The sequence below is a fragment of the Micromonospora sp. H33 genome (assembly GCF_052068455.1).
Classification (GTDB): domain Bacteria; phylum Actinomycetota; class Actinomycetes; order Mycobacteriales; family Micromonosporaceae; genus Micromonospora.
Genome location: NZ_JBQHDE010000015.1, coordinates 12,300 through 31,141, shown reverse-complemented (window position 1 = coordinate 31,141; position 18,842 = coordinate 12,300). Strand labels below are relative to the sequence as shown.

Genomic DNA, 18,842 nt, shown 5'->3' with positions numbered 1-18,842 from the left:
TCCGCGCAGGTAGGGTTGGCCCTACCGCCGATCCGGGGGTGCGCAGGATTACTCAGCGCAACCATCCTCGCGAAACTCGGTGAGGGGTCGAGCCGACCGGCGCGACCACGACCGAGCAGGGGGCGGCAGCATGCGGGAACTTGTGGCGGATCCGCCGGTACGGCGAGGGAGTGACTACGCGGAGCTGTCCCGGCGGATCCGCTCCGCGGGCCTGCTGGAGCGGCGTCCGGGCCGGTACGCCGTCCGGATCGCGCTGACCGCCGGGTTCTTCGCCGTCGCCTGGGCCGCGGTCGTGCTGGTCGGCGACTCCTGGGCCCAGGTGGCGGTCGCCGCGCTGCTGGCGGTCGCCAGCACGCAGGTGGCCTTCCTCGGGCACGACGCCGGTCACCGGCAGATGTTCCGGCGGCGTGGGCCCAGCGAACTGGTGGGCCTGCTGGCCGGCAACCTCGCGGTGGGGCTCAGCTACGGCTGGTGGGTGGACAAGCACAACCGGCACCACGCCAACCCCAACCACGCGGACGAGGATCCGGACGTCGGGGCGGGCGCGCTGGTCTGGAGCGACGAGCAGGCCCGGGCGACCCGGGGTGTGGCCCGCTGGCTGGCCCGCCGGCAGGCCTGGCTGTTCTTCCCGATGCTGCTGCTGGAGGGGCTGAGCCTGCACGTGGCGAGCGTGCGCGCGGTCGTGGGCCGGGAACCCGGCGGCGGCTTCCGCACCCCGATGCGCCACCGCGGCGTCGAGGCGCTGCTGCTGGCGGCGCACACCGTGCTCTACGCCGGCGGCCTCCTGCTGGTGATGTCGCCGGTGAAGGCGCTGGTCTTCGTGGCCGTCCACCAGGGGCTGTGGGGGCTGTACATGGGCTGCTCGTTCGCGCCCAACCACAAGGGCATGCCGATGCCGACCGCCGCCGACGACCTGGACTTCCTGCGCAAGCAGGTGCTCACGTCGCGCAACGTGGGGGGCGGGCGGGTCGTCGACGCCGCGCTGGGCGGGCTCAACCACCAGATCGAGCACCACCTGTTCCCGAACATGCCTCGGGGGAACCTGCGGCGGGCCCGGCCGATCGTGCGGGCGTACTGCGCCGAGCGCGGCGTCCCGTACGCCGAGGTGGGCCTGGTCGAGTCCTACCGGCAGGCGCTCGCGCACCTGCACGAGGTGGGCCGGCCGTTGCGTGACGACTGACCCTGGCCGGGCCACCGGCCAGCCCAGCGTCGGGGCCGCGAACTTTCGCCCCCGTCGACCGAGTCGTCCCGCGCTGGAAGACCGGGCCCGCCCACGGCCGGTTGACCGGCGCGACACCCCACCGCCGCTGCTCGGCGTCGTCGCAGGTCGCCCCGGTAGGGTCTCCCCATGGCAGACGTGCTCACCGCGGAGGCGGTGCGAGACGAGCTGAGCGGGCTGCCCGCCTGGTCCGGGGACCAGGCCGGGATCACCCGCACCGTGGAACTGGCCAGTTTCCCGGACGCCATCACGCTGGTGGACCGGGTGGCCGTGGTGGCCGAGGAACTCGACCACCACCCCGACATCGACATCCGCTGGCGGACGGTGACTTTCCGCTGCGTGACCCATTCGGTCGGCTGCGTCACACGCCGTGACCTGGACCTCGCGCGGCGGATCGACGGAATCGTGGGGGAGGTCCGATGAGATTCGAGATCAGCAAGGTGCTGGACGCCATCGAGGGGCGGGTATGCACCGACCCCTCCCTGGTCCGGGCGGTGCTCGACCTGGCCGAGGTGATCCGGTACCAGGACATCGACGGTGGTCGGCCGGCCAGCCTGCTCCGGCTCGGCATGGTGATCGACGCGCTCTCCCGCGAGCTGGAGGAGGACAGCGTCCCGGTCTACGCCGTGGTGCACCGGGCCCTGCTCTCCGACGCCGACCTCACGTCGAACGAGCGCATGGTGGTGCGCCGGTGGGCCGACGACGGGCTGGTCGAGGTGCTCGACAACCCGGGTGACCGGATGCTGGAGGTGGCCGACCTGCTCGGCCTGCCGGTGCTCAGCCGGGGTCGCTTCGACGGGCTGCGCGGGCGCTACCCGTGGGTGACCGACCAGCCGGGCCGGGTGGTCGCTCCGGTGCCGGGCGCGGGCGGGCCCGCCTTCGTCGCCCACGTCGGTGGCGGGGACACCCCGGTCGCCGGGGACCGGTCGCCCGCCGGGGTCAAGCTGCTGGCGCGGCGCTGGCGGTGCCCGGAGTCCGGGTGCGCGCTCTTCGGTCAGGGCGGCGGTGGGGGCGCCTTCGCCGACCTGGCCGCGGTCACCGAACGCAGCCCGGTGACGCAGCCGCCGCCGAGCCTGCGGGGCGGCGTACCGACCTGTCCCCGGCACGGCGCCAGGTTGAGCGACGCCGGCCCGCGGCCCCGGTCGGAGGTGCTCGCGGTCCGCATCGGCGGCCTGATCCGCCGCCGCTTCGTGCTCACCGACCAGGAGCCGGTGCTGGTCGGCCGTGCGCCGGACGCCGCCGACGGGATCGTGCTCGGCCAGTGGCTCAACGACGAGGCCCGGCGCTGGATCAGCCGCAGCCACCTGAAGCTGGAGCTGCGCGTCGGCGAGATCATCGTGACCGACGTCAGCACGAACGGCTCCGGCATCCGGCCGCGCGGGTCGATGGCGGAGGCGGAGCGGATCCCGCTCAAGCCGCAGCAGTCGCGGGTGCTGGCCGAGGGCGACATGGTCGAGCTCTACCCGGGCGTCCAGGTGGGCCGCCCCGACGAGCTGCCGGCCGGTGCGCCGTACACCCCGGCGTCGGTGATGGCGGAGGCGCCGACCATGGCGATGCGCCTGCCCCGCTGACGCGCGCACGACGAAGGGCGCCGGGATCGACTCCCGGCGCCCTTCGGTGTACGTACGACCTCAGCCGGCCAGGACGGCGGCCAGCTGCGCCACGGCGTGGTCGATCTCCTCCTCGGTGATGACCAGCGGCGGGGCGAGGCGGATGGTCGAGCCGTGGGTGTCCTTGGCCAGGACGCCACGCTCCATGAGCCGCTCGCACGCCTCCCGGCCGCTCATCAGCGCCGGGTCGATGTCCAGGCCGGCCCACAGGCCCCGGCCCCGGACGGCGAGCAGGCCCTTGCCGACGAGCGCCTGGAGGCCGGCGTGCAGCCGGGCGCCCAGCTCGGCGGAGCGGCGCTGGAACTCGCCGGTGGCGAGCAGCCGGACCACCTCGGTGGCCACGGCGCAGGCCAGCGGGTTGCCGCCGAAGGTGGAGCCGTGCTGGCCCGGCTTGAGCACCCCGAGGACCGCGGCGTCCGCCGCGACGGCCGACACCGGGACGATGCCGCCGCCGAGCGCCTTGCCCAGCAGGTACATGTCCGGCACGACACCCTCGTGCTCGCACGCGAAGGTCGCGCCGGTCCGGCCCAGGCCGGACTGGATCTCGTCGGCGATGAACAGCACGTTCCGCTCGGTGCAGACCCGGCGTACGCCCGGCAGGTAGCCCTCCGGCGGCACGACCACGCCCTGCTCGCCCTGGATCGGTTCGAGCAGCACGGCGACGGTGTTCTCGTCGATGGCGGCGGTCAGCGCGTCGAGGTCGCCGTAGGGGACGACGGTGAAGCCCGGCGTGTACGGCCCGAAGTCGGCCCGCGCGTCCTCGTCGGTGGAGAAGGAGACGATCGTGGTGGTGCGGCCGTGGAAGTTGCCCTCGGCCACCACGATGTTCGCCTGGCCCGGGGCGACGCCCTTGACCTGGTAGCCCCACTTGCGGGCCACCTTGATGCCGGTCTCCACGGCCTCGGCGCCGGTGTTCATCGGCAGCACCAGGTCCTTGCCGCAGAGCTGCGCCAGCTCCCGGCAGAAGTCGGCGAACTGGTCGTGGATGAACGCCCGGCTGGTCAGGGTCAGCCTGTCCAGCTGCTCGTGGGCGGCACGGATCAGCTCCGGGTGCCGGTGGCCGAAGTTGAGCGCCGAGTACCCGGCCAGGCAGTCGAGGTAGCGGCGGCCGTCCACGTCGGTCAGCCAGGCGCCCTCGGCGGAGGAGATCACCACCGGCAGCGGGTGGTAGTTGTGCGCGGTCCACCGCTCCGCGTCCCGGACGGCCCCCGGCGTCCGCAGCTTGTCCTCGATCACTTGCTCGCCTTTCCCTGACGGAGTCGCAACGTGCAGCACTTCGGTCCGCCGCCGGCCTTGCGCAGCTCGGACAGGTCGACACCGATGGTCTCGTAGCCCCGGTCGCGCAGCTTGGCCGCCAGGCCGGTGGCCTGCGCCGGCAGCACGACGTGCCGGCCGTCGCTCACCGCGTTGAGGCCCAGCACCTCGGCATCGGCCATGGTGGCGTGGACCGCGTCCGGGAAGAGCCGGCGGAGCACGGCCTGGCTGCCGGGGGAGAAGGCCTCCGGCAGGTACGCGACCGTCCGCTCGTCGAGCACGGTCAGCGCGGTGTCCAGGTGGTAGAAGCGTGGGTCGACCAGCTGCATGGTGATCACCGGGTAGCCGAAGACCTCCTGGAGCTGGGCGTGCGAGGCGTGCGCGGTGCGGAACCCGGTGCCGGCGAGCAGGTGGTCGCCGACCAGCAGGACGTCGCCCTCACCCTCGTTGACGTGCTTCGGGTCGTACATCTCGAAGCCGGCGGTCTCGAACCAGGCCCGGTACGCGGGCGCCTCGTCGGCGCGCTGCGGGTCCCGGAACTGCACGGCCATCGCCTTGCCGTCGATCACCGTGCCGCCGTTGGCGGCGAAGACCATGTCGGGCAGGCCCGGCACCGGAGTGATCTCCTCGACGGTGTGGCCCAGGTCCCGGTAGATCTGGCGCAGCTGCTCCCACTGCCGGATCGCCAGGTCGGCGTCCACCGGCGCGGTCGGATCCATCCAGGGGTTGATCGCGTAGTCGACGGCGAAGTACGTCGGCCGGCACATCAGAAAGCGCTGGCTGGTGGCGTCCATCGTCATTGTCCTGCTCCCAGGGGTCGGGCGCGCCCGGCCACCTTCGGCCCGCGGGCTGGCGCCGTTGCTCAACGGTATGCGGCGCCGGCCGACGGGAACCACCGCAGGAAGTTGCACAGGCCGTCGGATCGTTGCGTGTACTCGCGGACCGGCAGCGTTTCGTTGCGCCGCCGGGTGACGACCCCGGAAACACTTCGGGGGCGGCGAACCGCCGCCCCCGAATCAGGGTGTGCCCGGCTGGTGAACCACCAGGCTGGTCGGGCTGTGCCGGTGCACCACCGGCGTCGCCGGCGCACCGCCGGCGAGCCGGACAGTGCCCCCTAGAAGCGATCCACAAACTGTGAGTCGAGCCACTCCCGGAACCGCGCCACCCAGTCGCCGTCGGTGGTCGGCCAATCGAACTGGCCGGTCATCGCCAGCACGCCCAGCACGACCGCGCCGACGCCGGCGGCGACGCCCAGCAGCGCGTCGGTCGTCCCGGCGACGTGCCGCCGTCGGGTCGCGATCAGGCCGAGGACGGCGAGGACCGCGCCGACGGCGCCCAGGCCGATCCCGTACCCGGCCAGGGTGCCGGTGAGGACGAACAGCACGCCGGCCACCCCGGCGATCAGGCCGAGCGTGGCGAGCAGGCTGGACCGCGGCTTCGGGCCGGCGACCACCGGCCGCTCCGCCCGGTCCGGCACACCGTCGCCGTCCCGGTCGCGCGCCGCCGCCGCGTCGCGGTCCGGGTCGACCGCGCGGGCGTCGAGCGCCCGTTCCCGGGTCGGATCCGCCAGCGGGGTACGGCTGGTCTCCTCGTCGGACCGGGCCGTCGCCGCATGCGCCCCGGCGGCTCGGCGCGCGGTGTCGGTGTCACGGCCGTCGGCCGGTGCGGCGCTGCGGTACGTCGTCCGCTCGCCGGCCCGGGTCGCGTCGTCGGCGTGGGCGCCGGCGTCGTCGCGGTTGGCGGCCGCCTCGCTGGCGCGGCCGGTGTCGTCGGGCGCCGGTTCCGTCCGGCGCGAGAGGGAAGGAATTCTGACCACAACACACCTCCTGGTGAGAGCGCTGGCGGCCGGTGGAGCGGGTGGCGCCCGCGCGGTAACGGTGAAGAGGTACCCAGAGGTGACGATCGCGACACCCACCCCATCGGGCGTGCCGGCCGGCGGCGCTACCGTTGCCGTCGTGCCAGAGGGACACACCATCCACCGCCTGGCGGCCCGGCACGCCGAACTCTTCGCCGGGGACAAGGTGCACGCGGCGAGCCCCCAGGGCCGGTTCGCCGAGGGCGCCGCGCGGCTCACCGGGTCCGTGCTGGAGAGCACCGAGGCGTACGGCAAGCACCTGCTGCACCACTACGCCGGCGAGCTGACCCTGCACGTCCACCTCGGCCTGTACGGCAAGGTCACTGACGGGGCCGGCGAGCCGCCGGAGCCGGTCGGCCAGGTCCGGCTGCGACTGAGCACCGACGGCTCCAGGTCGCGGCGCGGCGGTAGACGCGCCGAGCTGGAGTCGTCGGTCGACCGCCACTGGTTGGACCTGCGCGGCCCCACCGCCTGCGAGCTGCTCACGCCACCGGAGGTGGCCGCGCTGCGCGGGCGGCTCGGCCCGGATCCGTTGCGCGCCGACGCCGACCCGGAGCAGGCGTACGCCCGGATCTCCCGCAGCCCGACCCCGCTCGCGGCGTTGCTGCTCGACCAGTCGGTGGTGGCCGGCACCGGGCTGATCTTCGTCACCGAGGCGCTGTTCCGGGAGGGCCTGCCGCCGACGATGGCGGGCCGGCAGCTCACCCGCGCCGGCTGGGACCGGCTCTGGGCGGACCTGGTGACACTGATGCGGCAGGCCGTGGAGCGCGGCCGGATCGACACCGTCCGCGACGCGCACCTGCCCGAGGCGATGGGCCGCGCCGCGCGGGTCGACCGGCACGGCGGCGAGGTGTACGTCTACCGCCGCCCCGGCGCCCCCTGCCACGTCTGCGCCACCCCGGTCAGCGCCGGCGCCCTCACCGGCCGCAACCTCTACTGGTGCCCCACCTGCCAACCCGCCTGACCGCTGCCGCCCGACGCCGTTGATCATGAGGTTGGCGGCGATGTGGATCTCCTCCACTGCCGCCAACCTCATGATCAACGAGGTTCCGTACAACCGGACGCGCGCGGCTCCCGTCTGGAAGGGGGGAACGACGGAGGGACCCGGATGCCGGACGCAGCGGAACACGAGTACCTGGAGTACATCGGCGCGCGCCTTCCGGCGCTGCACCGGCTGGCGTACGCGTTGTGCGGTGACGTCGACCAGGCCGACGACCTCGTGCAGGAGGCGGTGACCCGGCTCTTCCAGCGCTGGTCGCGGGTGGTGCGGGCGGACAACGTCGACGCGTACGTCCGCGCCGTCGTGGTGCGGCTCTTCCTTGACGGCCGCCGCAAGGGCTGGTGGCGGGTGGCCCTCTTCGCCGCCCCGCCGGACACGAGGTCCGCCGAGGACCGGACCGCGGACGAGCGGACGGTGCTCCTGGCCGCGTTGCGCCAGGTGCCACCGCGGCAGCGCGCCGTCCTGGTGCTGCGTTTCCTGCACGACCTGCCGGTCGAGGAGGTAGCCCGGACGTTGGGCTGCTCCACCGGAACGGTGAAGAGCCAGACCGCCCACGGGCTCGCCGCGATGCCGGCTCCTCGCCGAGCCGGAGCCCACCGAGACGACGGGAGTGACGCGATGACGCTGGACGAGGACCGGATCGCCGTGCTGCTGCGCGAGGCAGAAGTGGACCCGCCGCGGGGCGCTCGCGTGGACCTGGGCCGCGCGGTGCGGGACGGGCGGCGGCGCCGCCGCAACCGGCGGGGGGCGGTGGCCGGAACGGCGGCACTGGCCACACTGGCGGCGGCCGGCGTGCTGCCGGTGCTGCTCGATTCCCGGCGGGAGGCGCCACCGCCGGCGGTGACACCGCCGACGACGTGCGAGGTGTCCACGCTGCCGCTGCCGGCGGGGGCGGACGGAGCGAGGGTCACCGGCGGGGATTCGACCGGCCGATACCTGGTCGGTACCGCGACGGGGCCGTCACACCGTCAGGTCGAGGTGGTCTGGGACGGCGACCGGGTCACCGAACTGCCCGCCCCGTTCGAGGGCACCGATGTCAACTCCTCGGGCACGGTGGTCGGTTTCGTCGAGGAGGACGGGCTCTACGTCTACCGGGACGGCCGGCTGGAGCGCCTACCCGGAAAGAGCGTGATGCCGCAGCTCGTCAACGACGCCGGCGTGGTGGTGGGCGAGGGGTACGCGTCCCGTGGCAACGAGTCGGTGACCGTGCCGGTGCGCTGGCGCTCCCTGACCAGCCAGCCCGAGTACCTGCCGCTGCCCGGACCGGGCTGGTCGGGAGAGGTCACCGGGCTGGACGAGGACGGCACCATGGTCGGGACGGTCAGCGACGGGTTCGCTCCGAGCACGTACCGCGGCTACCGGTGGCGACCGGACGGGACCGGGGAGTTCCTGCCGGTGCCGGTGACGCCGGAGGGGCCGGCGGACGCTTTCTGGCCGGTCTCGGTCCGCAACGGGTTGGTGGTCGGCACCATGCGCCGCGCCGTACCGGGAAGCATGGAGATCGCGATCATGCGGCTCGACCTCCGGACCGGGGAGTTCGTGTCACTGCCTGCGCCGGCGCAGACCTACGCCGGCCTCAGCAACGGGCGGTGGACAGTCGGCATGCTCGACAACCGGGTCGGGGCAGTGCGGATGGGTCTCATCAGCGAGGCCGGGGTGCTGGAACTACCCGAGCCGGCCGACGTTCCGGAGCGACTAAACCCGCGGGTCGCGGTGATCAGCGACGACGGGCGGACGATCGCCGGTACCCTCAGCCAGCGGCACACGGAGGATCGCGTCGAACTACCGGTCCGGTGGCGCTGCCGTTGACCGGCCGGGCGGCGCGTCAGCGGAGGCGGTGGGTGTCGCCGTACGCCGGTAGAAGCCGCCCCGTCCCGCTCCTGCCAGCCGGCACTGCGACAGCACGCACACGCTAGCCGCGCCCCCCGACAGAAGGGGGTCTCCCGTCCTACCGGTCGGCGGCGGCGAGGGCGTCGACGGCCTTGCGGGCGGCGATCAGCACCGGGTCCCAGGCCGGCGCGAACGGTGGGGCGTAACCGAGGTCGAGGGCGGTCATGTCGTCCACCGTCATCTCGTTCCACAGCGCCACGGCCAGGGGGTCGATCCGCTTCGCCGCCTCCGACCAGCCGACGATCTGGGCGCCGAGGAGCCGCCCGCCGGGCTTCTCGGCGATCAGCTTGACGGTCATCGGGCGGGAACCGGGGTAGTAGCCGGCCCGGTTCGTGGACTGGGCGATCACCGAGATGAACTCGAAACCGGACGCCACCGCGTCCCGCTCGCGCAGCCCGGTGCGACCGACCTCCAGATCGCAGACCTTGGTGACGGCGGTGCCGATCACCCCGGCGAAGGTTGCGTAGCCACCGCCGATGTTGATGCCGGCGACCCGGCCCTGCTTGTTGGCGTGCGTACCGAGCGGGACGTGCACGGGCAGCCCGCTGACCCGGTGCAGGGACTCCACGCAGTCCCCGGCGGCCCAGACGTCCTCGACACCGGGCACCCGCATGCGCCGGTCCACCCGGATCGCCCCGCTGGGCCCGATCGGCAGCCCGGCCGCCTCGGCCAGCCCGACGTTGGGGCGGACGCCGAGGCCGAGGACGACCACGTCGGCGGGGATCGGCCCCTCGGTGGTGACCACGGCGGACACCCGCCCGTTGCGCTCCTCCAGCCCGATGACCGAGAGGCCCGTGCGGATCTGTATGCCCAGGCCGTGCATGGCGTCCGTCACCAGTTCGGCCATGTCCGGGTCCACCGTGGACATCGGCTGCTCGGCCCTCTCCACGAGGGTGACCGACAACCCGCGCTGGATCATGGCCTCGGCCATCTCGACCCCGATGTAGCCGCCGCCGACGACCACCGCGCGGCGGGGCTTCGGGTCCGCGTCCAGCCACGCGCGCAGCGCGGCGCCGTCGTCGAGGGTCTGCACGCCGAACACCCCGCCCGCGTCGGTGCGGGCCCAGTCCGGCTGGATGGGCAGCGCGCCGGTGGCGTACATCAGGGTGTCGAACCGCTCGCGGACCTCGCCGCCGCCCTCCAGGTCCCGCGCGACGACCTCGCGCCGGCCGAGGTCGATGGCGGTGACCTCGTGCCGCATCCGGACGTCGATGTGGAACTGTGTCCGGAATGTCTCCGGGTCGCGGGTGATGAGCTGGTCCCGCTCGGACACGAGGCCGCTGATCCAGTACGGGATGCCGCACGACGAGTACGACGTGAAGTGGCCTCGCTCGAAGGCGACGATCTCCAGGTCGTCCGGGCCCTGGCGACGGCGCGCCTGGGACGCCGCCGACATCCCGGCGGCGTCACCGCCGATGACGATCAACCGCTGCGCCACACGCATCATCCTGTCACGGAAAGCGCTCACCCACGGGTCTGCCGGGCGACGTCCTCCACCACGTCCGTCAACTTCCCGGTACGGGCGAAGACCGCCCGCTGCCGCGCGGCGCCGCTGCCGTGCCGGCGCAACCCGCCGAGCAGGTCGGTCACCTCGGCAAGGTCGCCGTGCCGCTCGAGCGCCGGTCGCAGCCGGTCGACGAGCTGGTCGAGCAGTTCCCAGGCGGGCCGCAGCTCACCGTCGGTGAGGTCGACGCCCTCGCCCTCCAGCCCGTCGTGGGCGGCCCGCCAGTGCGCGGCGACGAGCAGGTGGTGGTCGGTGCGGACGGCCGGCCGGCCATCCGCGATATCGGCCATCGCGGTCGCGACCATCGCCCGTACCAGGGCGGCGACCAGCACCGCGTCGTCCACGGAGGGGCAGACGTCCCCGATGCGGATCTCCACGGTCGGGTACTTCGCCGACAGGCGGGCGTACCAGTAGAGCATCCCCTCGTCGAGCATCAGGCCGCTCGCGATGAGCTGCCGGATCAGCCGTTCGTAGTGCTCGTGCGACTCGAGGAACGGCGTCGGCGCCACGGACGGCCAGCGCTCCCACTCCACCGACCGCCAGCTCGCGTAGCCGGTGTCCTCGCCCTTGGCGAACGGGGAGTTGGCGGTCGCCGCGTGCAGCACCGGCAGCCACGGCCGGAGGTGGTTGAGCACCTGCACGCCGGTCTCGGCGTCCGGCACCCCGACGTGCACGTGCATGCCGTTGTTGCCGGGACCGGGCACCAGCAGCCGGAACCGCTCGATCATCCGGTCGAAGCGGGGCTTGTCGACCACCGGTGGCACCGGACCGTCGGCCGGGCCGGTCCCGATGGCCAGCAGGCGTACGCCGGCCCGCTCGGCGGCGTCGGCGAGTGCGCCGCGCAGCATGCCCAGGGAGTGCCGGATCGAGCGCAGCTCCAGGCCGGGCGGGCTCCCGATCTCGATCTGGCTGGTCTGGAACTCCCGCTCGACCTGGCCGCGCAGCTCGGGCGGGACCTGCTCCATGACGAGGTCGACGGCCGGCACGGCGACCCCGGTGTGCGGGTCGACGAGCAGGAACTCCTCTTCGACACCAACGGTGAGCAGGTCGCTCCCGTCGGCCGCCGTGCTCGGTGCCGCCACCACCTGGCCGGTCATCGGGAATCACCGTCCGTCTCGGCCGGCCGCGGTCCGTCCGCGCCGGGTCGGTCCCGTCGTTACCCACGGTGGCGGGGCCGGGAAACGCGGTACCGGCGTGTCGTCATCACAGCGGGTGACGTGACACGCCGTCGTAGCCTGGCTGCGTGCTCGGGATGCTGCTCGGGTGGTGGGCCGCCACGCTCACCGGGCTGACCGTGCTCGCCGACCACCCGTCGGGGCTGCTCGCCGGCGCGGCGGTCGTGCTGCTCGCCACCCTGCTCGCGGTGCACCTCGCCGTGGTGCCGGCGGCCGGCGTGACCCGCGCGGTGTGCGCACTCCGGGCGCGGGCCCGATCCCGCCGGGTGCCACGTCAGGTGGACCCGGACGCTTCCGGCCGACCCCGCCCACGGGCACCCGGCCTCCGCCCCTCGGCCGCGTAGCCACCAGGCCGCCGCGGCCGGTTCCGACGTCCCTTTCGCGCCCGTCGGGCGCGTACCCGGAATCGCACCCGAGGGGTCCTCCACCATGTACGCCTTCGCACCGCTGTCGGACGTGGTCGGCGCCGCCGGCGCCGTCCTGGCCGGGCTCGCCGCCCTGCTCGAACCGCTCACCGGCGGCGCGGCCACCGCCGCCGCCATCGTCGTCTTCACCGTCGCCGTCCGCCTGCTGATCTCACCGTTGACCGTCGCGCAGGTCCGCGGGGAGCGGCGCCGCGCGGCGCTCGCCCCCCGCGTCCGCGAACTCCAGCGGCGGTACGCGGACGACCCGGCCCGGCTCCAGGCCGAGCTCCTCGCCCTCTACCGCTCGGCCGGCGCCGGTCCGCTCGCCGGCTGCCTGCCGCTGCTGCTCCAGGCGCCGTTCCTGCTGGTGGCGTACCGCCTGTTCACCACCGACGAGGGCGGCACGGGGCTGCTGGACGAACGCCTCGCCGGCGTGCCGCTCGGGCACCAGCTCGGCGACGGCCTCACCGGGGCGGTGGTGCCGCTGTTCGTCGTCCTGCTGGTCGCGCTGCTCGTGCTGGCCTGGTTGACGTCGCGCCGGATGCGGCGCACCGCGACGCCGGCTCCGGCCGGTACGCCGGGTGCGGACGCACTGGCCCGCCTGCTGCCACTGCTGCCGTACACGACCGTCCTGGTGGCGCTGGTGCTGCCGCTCGCCGCGGTGATCTACCTGGCGACCACGACCGCGTGGTCCGGGCTCGAGCAGGCGGTCCTGCGTCGCCCGGCCGCCTCGACCTAGATCGATGTTGACAACTTTGTGAACGGCACGTACAACTCCTGAGAGAGCGCTCTCTCGACCCGTCCCGCAGAGAGGCACAGCCATGCACACGCCATCCGGGGCGCCTGCCGCCCTGCCCGCGCGACGCCGGAAACCACTGGCGTTGGCGCTGCTCACCGCCGTCACCACCACCGCGCTGGCCGGCCTGACCGTCACCGCGAACGCCGCCGTCCCGCCGCCCGCGCCGGGCTGGAGTCTGGTCTGGAGCGACGACTTCACGGGCGCTGCCGGTACCCTCCCGTCCTCGGCCAACTGGATCATCGACACCGGCACCAGCTACCCCGGCGGCCCGCCCAACTGGGGCACCGGAGAGATCCAGACGTACACCGCCAGCACCGCCAACGTCAGCCACGACGGTGCCGGAAACCTTCGGATCACGCCGTTGCGCAACGCGTCCGGCCAGTGGACGTCGGCCCGGATCGAGACCGTCCGCAGCAACTTCAAGCCGCCGTCCGGCGGGGTGCTGGCGATCGAGGGCCGGATCCAGATGCCCAACGTGACCGGTGCCGAGGCGGCCGGCTACTGGCCGGCGTTCTGGGCGCTCGGGTCGCCCTACCGGGGCAACTACCAGAACTGGCCGAGCATCGGCGAGTTCGACGTGATGGAGAACGTCAACGGGATCAACTCCGTCTGGGGCGTGCTGCACTGCGGCGTCGCGCCCGGCGGCCCGTGCGACGAGTTCAACGGCATCGGCGCCTCCCGGGCCTGCCCGGGCGCCACCTGCCAGTCGACGTTCCACACCTACCGCTTCGAGTGGGACGCGTCGGCCAGCCCGCAGCAACTGCGCTGGTACGTCGACGGCCAGCTCTACCACACGGTGAGCCAGACCCGGGTCGGCGAGCCGTACTGGTCGCAGATGACCAGCCACGCCGGTTACTTCCTGCTGCTCAACGTCGCGATGGGCGGGGCGTTCCCGAACGGCGTCGCCGGGGGTGCCACCCCGACCGCCGCGACCGTGCCGGGCCGGCCGATGGTCGTCGACTACGTCGCCGTCTACAACCGGGGCGGCGGCACCACCCCGCCGCCCACCACTCCGCCCCCGACGACTCCGCCCCCGGGCGGGGTCCGCGACGCGTACGCGACCATCCAGGCCGAGTCGTTCAACGCCCAGAACGGCGTGCTCGTGGAGGCCTGCTCGGAGGGCGGCCAGAACATCGGCGCGCTGCGCAACGGCGACTGGGTGCGCTTCGACAACGTGGAGTTCGGCGCGACGCCGCCGCGGGACTTCGTCGCCCGGGTCGCCTCCGGTGCGGGCGGCGGCGTGAGCGGGCTGGTCGAGGTGCGCCTGGACAGCCCGACCAGCCCGCCGATCGGCAGCTTCGCCATCGCCAACACCGGCGGCTGGCAGAGCTGGCGTTCGGTGCCCGGCAACGTCGCCGGCCCCACCGGCCGCCGGACGGTCTATCTGACCTTCACCAGCGGCCAGCCCAACGACTTCGTCAACGTCAACTGGTTCACCTTCCGCCGCTGATCCGAAAGGAGGGGCCCCTTCTTAACGCCTCGCGTTGTGGAAGGGGCCCCTCTTAACACCCCGCCGCACCCTGGACAGAACAGTTAACAGTCTTAATAATAAGCGCCAACGTAGACGTCCGTGGATCCCTGTCCGGGTGTGGAGGGTCGCATGAAGCGTTCCAGATCCCTTGTCCTGTCCCTGGTCACCGTGCTGACCGCCGCGCTCGGCGCCGCCTGGGTGGCGATGCCGGCGTACGCCGCCGGCCCGACCGCCACCTTCGTGAAGACGTCCGACTGGGGCACCGGGTGGGAGGGGAAGTACACGATCACCAACGGGGGCACCTCCACGATCAACGGCTGGAGCCTCACCTTCGACCTGCCCGCCGGCACGTCGGTCGGCACCTACTGGGACGCGCTGCTCACCTCGTCCGGCCAGCGGTACACGTTCACCAACCGGTCGTGGAACGGCACGATCGCGCCGGGCGCCTTGGTCTCCTTCGGATTCCTCGGCAGCGGGCCCGGCTCGCCGACCAACTGCCAACTGAACGGCGCGGCGTGCGGTGGCGGCACGACCCCGACCACGCCTCCGCCCACGACTGCGCCACCCACCACCGCGCCCCCCACGACCCCACCCCCGACCACGCCGCCGCCGACCAGCCCGCCGCCGGTCACCGGCCTGCCGAAGCACATCCTCACCGGCTACTGGCACAACTTCGACAACCCGGCGGTCGAGCTGCGACTGCGGGACGTCCCCGCCGAGTACGACGTCGTCGCGGTCGCCTTCGCCGAGGCGGCGGCCACCCCCGGCGCGGTGACCTTCGCGGTCGACCCCGGCCTCTCCGCCGCGCTGGGCGGCTACACCGACGCGGACTTCTCGGCCGACGTCCGGACCCTGAAGAGCCGGGGCAAGAAGGTCATCATCTCGGTCGGCGGTGAGACCGGGCGGGTCGCCGTCAACGACGCGGCCTCCGCGGTCGCCTTCAGCGACTCGGTGCACGCGCTGATCCAGCGGTACGGCTTCGACGGCGTGGACATCGACCTGGAGAACGGCCTCAACCCGACGTACATGGCGCAGGCCCTGCGGTCGCTGCGCACCAAGGTCGGCTCCGGGCTGATCATCGCGATGGCGCCGCAGACCATCGACATGCAGAACCCGACCACCAGCTACTTCAAGCTGGCGCTGGACATCAAGGACATCCTCACCGTCGTGAACACCCAGTTCTACAACTCCGGCTCGATGCTGGGGTGCGACAACAACGCCGCGTACAGCCAGGGCACGGTGAACTTCATCGTCGCGCTGGCCTGCATCCAGCTGGAGGCGGGGCTGCGGCCCGACCAGGTCGGGCTCGGCCTGCCGGCCGGTCCCGGGGCGGCCGGCGGCGGGATCGTCGCGCCCAGCGTGGTCAACGCGGCCCTGGACTGCCTGACCCGGGGCAGCAACTGCGGCAGCTTCCGCCCGCCGCGCACCTACCCCGGTCTGCGGGGCGCGATGACCTGGTCGGTGAACTGGGACGTGTCCAACGGCAACAACTTCGCCCGTACCGTCGGCCCGCACCTCGACACGCTGCCCTGACCCTGGACGGCTCCGGGCCGCGTACCCCGATCGGGTGCGCGGCCCGGTCAGCGCCCGGCGCCGACCGACTCCCGGTCGCGCCGGGCCCGCCGCCGGCGGACCTTCTTCACCGCCCAGGTCACGATCATGACGGCGAAGACCGCGAAGATCGCGTAGTTGAACCAGCTGCTGTACCGGTCGACGTCCTCCCAGCGCGTGCCGAGCGTGTACCCCAGACCGACGATCAGCCCGTTCCAGACACCGCTGCCCAGCGTGGTGAACGCGACGAACTCGCCCAGCGGCATCCGGTTCGCCCCCGCCGGGATGGAGACCAGGCTGCGGACCACCGGCACCAGGCGGCCGAACAGCACCGCCCAGCGGCCGTGCCGCTCGAACCAGCGGTCGGCCCGCTCCAGTTCGTCACGGTCCACCAGGGGCAGCCGGTCCAGCCACCGCTTCAGCCGGTCCTCGCCGAGACCGGCGCCGAGCCAGTAGAGCGCGAGGGCCCCGACCAGCGACCCGGCGGTCGCCGCGAGGACGATCAGGACGACGTTGAAACGCCCCTCGCCGGCCAGGTATCCGGCCATCGCGAGGACGATCTCGCTGGGGATGGGCGGGATGATGCTCTCCAGGGCGACCAGCAGCGCCACCCCGACCGCGCCCAGCGCGTCGATGACCTCGGCCACCCAGCCGGTCAACCCGCCGAACTGCTCCGGGTGGACGTCCTGGGCGAGTGCCATCGCGATCCTTCCGCTGCCGGGCCGGGGGATCGGAAGGAGGTACCCGGGGTGCCGCCGCTTACACCCGGGCGTGTCGCGCGCCTCAGTGCAGCGCCGCGTCGGCCGGCCCCCGCCGCCAGTCGGTGAACCGCACCCGCAATCCGCCGCGGGTGGGGGAGCAGCAGTACGGCCCGGCGGTTGCCACCGCCTCCGGCGGCAGCGGCGCGAGCCGGACCAGCCGCCACGGCTCCGCTCCGGCGCGGGCCCGGACGGTCAGCGCGTCCCCGGCCCGGCTGACCCGGACGGTGACCTCCCGGCCGGTCCACTCCGGCACCGGCGCCACCGACCAGTCGGAGACCCCCCGCGTGACCACCGCACCGAGCTGAGGCTGGCCGTCGCTGACCTCGACGCCCGCCTTGACCCAGGTGCGCTCGTCCACACGGACCAGCACCCCGGCCTGGTCGAACTGCTCACCGTAGTCGAGGTGGAAGGCCACCTCGGCGGCGCTGCCAACGGGGAACGGCGCGAGCAGGGCCGGGGCGTCGTCGTGCACGAAGCCGTACGACGTGTGCCGCCACAGGTCGCTGCCCTCGGCGGGCTCCACCACCAGGTCGCCCCCGGGGCCGGGCACCACCGACACGGGCGGGTGCAGCCACGTGCCGCTGGACCAGTCGACGTGCTGGATGCTCATTCCGGGCACGGTACCGCCGTCTCGCGTTTGCCGGGCCGCGCCGTCGGAGACATACCAGAGGCATGGGTGACCGCTGGTACTCCGAGGCCGTCGTCTACTGCCTCGACATCGACACGTACGCGGATTCCGACGGCGACGGCGTCGGCGACATCCGGGGACTGATCGGCCGGCTCGACTACCTGGCCCGGCTGGGTGTGACCTGCCTGTGGCTGCACCCGATCCACCCCTCGCCCAACAAGGACGACGGGTACGACGCCACCGACTTCTACAACGTGGACCCGCGCTTCGGCACCCTCGGCGACTTCGCCGAGCTGCTGCACCAGGCGCAGAACCGGGGCATCCGGGTCATCATCGACCTGGTCGTCAACCACACCTCCGACCAGCACCCGTGGTTCGTGTCCGCCCGCTCCTCGCCGGACTCGCCGTACCGGGACTGGTACGTGTGGTCCGACCACGAGCCGGACGATCGCCACCAGGGGATGGTGTTCCCCGGGGAACAGCACGAGACGTGGACCTACGACCGGACCGCGAAGGCCTGGTACTACCACCGGTTCTACAGGTTCCAGCCGGACCTGAACATGGCCAACCCGGCCGTGCGGGCCGAGGTCAAGAAGATCATGTCCTTCTGGCTCCAGCTCGGCGTCTCCGGTTTCCGGATGGACGCGGTGCCGTTCATCATCGAGCTGACCGAGCCGGGCAACGCGAACTCACCGAAGGACTTCGAGTTCCTGACCGAACTGCGCCAGCACGTGCAGTGGCGCCGGGGCGACGCCGTCCTGCTCGCCGAGGCGAACGTCGAGCCGGACCAGTTGCCCACGTTCTTCGGCGACAGCGGCGGGTCGGCGAACCGGCTGCACATGCTCTTCGACTTCATGCTGAACGGGCGCCTCATGCTCGCCCTGGCCCGGCAGGACCCGGAGTCGGTGATCGAGGCGCTGCGCGACACCCCGGCGCTGCCGGAGGGCGGGCAGTGGGCGACCTTCCTGCGCAACCACGACGAGATCGACCTGTCCCGGCTCACCGCCGAGCAGCGCGACGAGGTGTACGCGCAGTTCGGCCCCGACGAGGACATGCGGATCTACGACCGGGGCATCCGTCGCCGGCTCGCCCCGATGCTCGGCAACGACCGGCGCCGCCTCGAACTGGCGTACTCGCTCCAGTTCTCGCTGCGCGGCACGCCCGTGCTGCGGTACGGCGAGGAGATCGGCATGGGTGAGGACCTGTCCCTGCCCGGCCGGCACGCCATCCGTACGCCGATGCAGTGGTCGTACCAGCCGAACGCCGGCTTCTCCACCGCGGACCCGGAGAAGCTCGTCCGGCCCGTGATCGACAAGGGTGAGTTCTCCTACGAGAAGGTCAACGTCACCGCCCAGCGTGCCGACCGCACCTCGCTGCTGGCGTGGTTCGAGCGCATGATCCGTACGCTCCGCGAGGCGCCCGAGATCGGCTCCGGCTCGACCACCCACATCGACGTGCCGACCCCGCCCGGGGTACTGGCACACCGGGCCGACGGGCCGACCGGCACCATGGTCTTCCTGCACAACCTCGGCACCGAGGACGCGGAGGTCGACCTGAGCCACCTGGAGGCGGAGGCCGACCTGCCGATCGACGTGCTCGGCGACCGCAGCTACGAGCCGGTCGGCAAGCTCGACCGGCTCAAGCTGGCCGGCTACGGCTACCGCTGGATCCGCCTGTGCCGGGGCCGCGCGTTCTGACACCCCCGCCTCGGCCGGGTTCGG

General features: G+C 73.1%; 17 protein-coding genes. 10 read left to right on the top strand and 7 right to left on the bottom strand.

All coding sequences use genetic code 11. The annotated features are described in order from the left end of the window. Positions 1-130: 130 nt before the first annotated feature. The 3 genes from ACTMS0_RS25110 (at position 131) to ACTMS0_RS25100 (ending at position 2,790) form a co-directional block, all read left to right on the top strand. The gene (locus ACTMS0_RS25110) at positions 131-1,180 is read left to right on the top strand and encodes a fatty acid desaturase family protein (RefSeq protein WP_441157719.1); all 1,050 of its coding nucleotides are present in this window, start codon (positions 131-133) and stop codon (positions 1,178-1,180) included. Between the two features lie 168 nt (positions 1,181-1,348). After that, the gene (locus tag ACTMS0_RS25105; protein ID WP_441157718.1) at positions 1,349-1,642 is read left to right on the top strand and encodes a 4a-hydroxytetrahydrobiopterin dehydratase; all 294 of its coding nucleotides are present in this window, start codon (positions 1,349-1,351) and stop codon (positions 1,640-1,642) included. After that, the gene (locus ACTMS0_RS25100; RefSeq protein ID WP_441157717.1) at positions 1,639-2,790 is read left to right on the top strand and encodes an FHA domain-containing protein; all 1,152 of its coding nucleotides are present in this window, start codon (positions 1,639-1,641) and stop codon (positions 2,788-2,790) included. The genes ACTMS0_RS25105 and ACTMS0_RS25100 overlap by 4 nt, the downstream gene beginning before the upstream one ends. Positions 2,791-2,850: 60 nt before the next feature. On the opposite strand, the gene rocD is transcribed toward ACTMS0_RS25100, so the two are convergent. From rocD to ACTMS0_RS25085, 3 genes are all read right to left on the bottom strand, one after another. Further along, positions 2,851-4,065, bottom strand: a complete 1,215-nt coding sequence (gene rocD / locus ACTMS0_RS25095; protein WP_441157716.1) for an ornithine--oxo-acid transaminase — start codon at positions 4,063-4,065, stop codon at positions 2,851-2,853. Further along, positions 4,062-4,877: a dimethylargininase gene (gene ddaH / locus ACTMS0_RS25090; RefSeq protein WP_441157821.1), complete on the bottom strand. Its 816-nt coding sequence runs from the start codon at positions 4,875-4,877 to the stop codon at positions 4,062-4,064. Before ddaH ends, rocD begins: the two co-directional genes overlap by 4 nt. A 320-nt stretch (positions 4,878-5,197) precedes the next feature. Further along, entirely contained in the window at positions 5,198-5,899 is a 702-nt protein-coding gene (locus ACTMS0_RS25085) for a thrombospondin (protein ID WP_441157715.1), read from the bottom strand. A 139-nt stretch (positions 5,900-6,038) separates the two neighbouring features. Here ACTMS0_RS25085 and ACTMS0_RS25080 point away from each other — a divergent pair, with 139 nt between their 5' ends. Next, a complete protein-coding gene (locus tag ACTMS0_RS25080) occupies positions 6,039-6,902 on the top strand; it encodes an Fpg/Nei family DNA glycosylase (RefSeq protein WP_441157714.1) in 864 nt (287 codons plus the stop codon). A 144-nt stretch (positions 6,903-7,046) separates the two neighbouring features. After that, positions 7,047-8,747: a SigE family RNA polymerase sigma factor gene (locus ACTMS0_RS25075; RefSeq protein ID WP_441157713.1), complete on the top strand. Its 1,701-nt coding sequence runs from the start codon at positions 7,047-7,049 to the stop codon at positions 8,745-8,747. 139 nt (positions 8,748-8,886) lie between these two features. Here the strand turns inward: ACTMS0_RS25075 and ACTMS0_RS25070 are convergent, their stop codons facing one another. Next, positions 8,887-10,266 carry an FAD-dependent oxidoreductase gene (locus tag ACTMS0_RS25070; protein ID WP_441157712.1) on the bottom strand — a complete coding sequence of 460 codons (1,380 nt, stop codon included), beginning with the start codon at positions 10,264-10,266 and terminating at the stop codon, positions 8,887-8,889. Between the two features lie 26 nt (positions 10,267-10,292). Further along, positions 10,293-11,429 carry a carboxylate-amine ligase gene (locus tag ACTMS0_RS25065; RefSeq protein ID WP_441157711.1) on the bottom strand — a complete coding sequence of 379 codons (1,137 nt, stop codon included), beginning with the start codon at positions 11,427-11,429 and terminating at the stop codon, positions 10,293-10,295. A 155-nt stretch (positions 11,430-11,584) separates the two neighbouring features. Here ACTMS0_RS25065 and ACTMS0_RS25060 point away from each other — a divergent pair, with 155 nt between their 5' ends. From ACTMS0_RS25060 to ACTMS0_RS25045, 4 genes are all read left to right on the top strand, one after another. After that, entirely contained in the window at positions 11,585-11,851 is a 267-nt protein-coding gene (locus ACTMS0_RS25060) for a DUF6412 domain-containing protein (RefSeq protein ID WP_441157820.1), read from the top strand. Positions 11,852-11,936: 85 nt separating this feature from the next. Beyond that, complete coding sequence (gene yidC, locus ACTMS0_RS25055) at positions 11,937-12,650, top strand: membrane protein insertase YidC (RefSeq protein ID WP_441157710.1); 714 nt, start codon at positions 11,937-11,939, stop codon at positions 12,648-12,650. Positions 12,651-12,732: 82 nt separating this feature from the next. Beyond that, positions 12,733-14,160 carry a carbohydrate-binding protein gene (locus ACTMS0_RS25050; protein WP_441157709.1) on the top strand — a complete coding sequence of 476 codons (1,428 nt, stop codon included), beginning with the start codon at positions 12,733-12,735 and terminating at the stop codon, positions 14,158-14,160. A 150-nt stretch (positions 14,161-14,310) separates the two neighbouring features. Next, positions 14,311-15,714, top strand: coding sequence for a chitinase (locus ACTMS0_RS25045; protein WP_441157708.1), 1,404 nt, complete (start codon positions 14,311-14,313; stop codon positions 15,712-15,714). 47 nt (positions 15,715-15,761) lie between these two features. On the opposite strand, the gene ACTMS0_RS25040 is transcribed toward ACTMS0_RS25045, so the two are convergent. Further along, positions 15,762-16,433, bottom strand: coding sequence for a DedA family protein (locus ACTMS0_RS25040; RefSeq protein WP_441157707.1), 672 nt, complete (start codon positions 16,431-16,433; stop codon positions 15,762-15,764). 82 nt (positions 16,434-16,515) lie between these two features. Further along, complete coding sequence (locus tag ACTMS0_RS25035; protein WP_441157706.1) at positions 16,516-17,103, bottom strand: DUF1349 domain-containing protein; 588 nt, start codon at positions 17,101-17,103, stop codon at positions 16,516-16,518. A gap of 62 nt (positions 17,104-17,165) precedes the next feature. Here ACTMS0_RS25035 and ACTMS0_RS25030 point away from each other — a divergent pair, with 62 nt between their 5' ends. After that, positions 17,166-18,818: an alpha-amylase family protein gene (locus tag ACTMS0_RS25030; protein WP_441157705.1), complete on the top strand. Its 1,653-nt coding sequence runs from the start codon at positions 17,166-17,168 to the stop codon at positions 18,816-18,818. Positions 18,819-18,842: the final 24 nt, after the last annotated feature.